Annotated in this window: 1 protein-coding gene; it reads right to left on the bottom strand. The window is 38.2% G+C overall.

The genetic code is table 11. The annotated features are described in order from the left end of the window. Positions 1 to 384 precede the first annotated feature (384 nt). A partial coding sequence (locus BO222_RS11785; RefSeq protein WP_075817320.1) for a transposase occupies positions 385 to 639 on the bottom strand: 255 nt, incomplete at its 5' end.

Here is a 639-nt window from a genome sequence, read left to right as displayed (position 1 = left end):
TTCTTCTATTCGTGAGGCTTGAAGCCGAAAAATGGCTGATTCCAGATAAAAATTTCTGGTAGATTCTGAACACCACGATGAAGTGCGGAGCAATTCGCGCTTCTATCTGCTTAACTTAATGACATTGATAAAATTATATATTGACAGAATGAAGATGAAATTTGAATTGAACAATTTATTACTTTAATGGTTATGATCTACCTGCAAACGCAAAAACAAGGGGCTGTTAAATTTCGACTGATTTTTCATCAGCGAGATTTACAGCCCCTTTTTCTATGCTTTTTATCTGATTCAATCCTGTTTTATGATGTGTTTTTCCGCTCAAGTCAATTTTTGAACGCACTGAAAAGAGCCAAAACTCAAAAAGACTGTTTATAATCTTTTTCAGATTTCGCTTTTCTGCTCCTTTAATTTTCCATAACGTTCGAGTTCTGGGCAACTCATCCGATTTCTGTTGTTTAATTTTCTGATATTGTGTCCCATGGCCACAATAAGCACCTCAAATTTTACGTTTTCCAGTCCCCGGCGTCTCAATCGGCTGTATCTGTAGTTTTCTTTAAGATCTCCGAAGGTTCCTTCCGCCTGAATGCTCCGGCTGACCATAATCTCATGTCCTGCATCTGAAGACATGTTCTCCCG

This window comes from Ileibacterium valens, from assembly GCF_001945525.1.
Taxonomy (GTDB): domain Bacteria; phylum Bacillota_I; class Bacilli_A; order Erysipelotrichales; family Erysipelotrichaceae; genus Ileibacterium; species Ileibacterium valens.
This window is presented reverse-complemented; position numbering and strand designations above follow the sequence as displayed.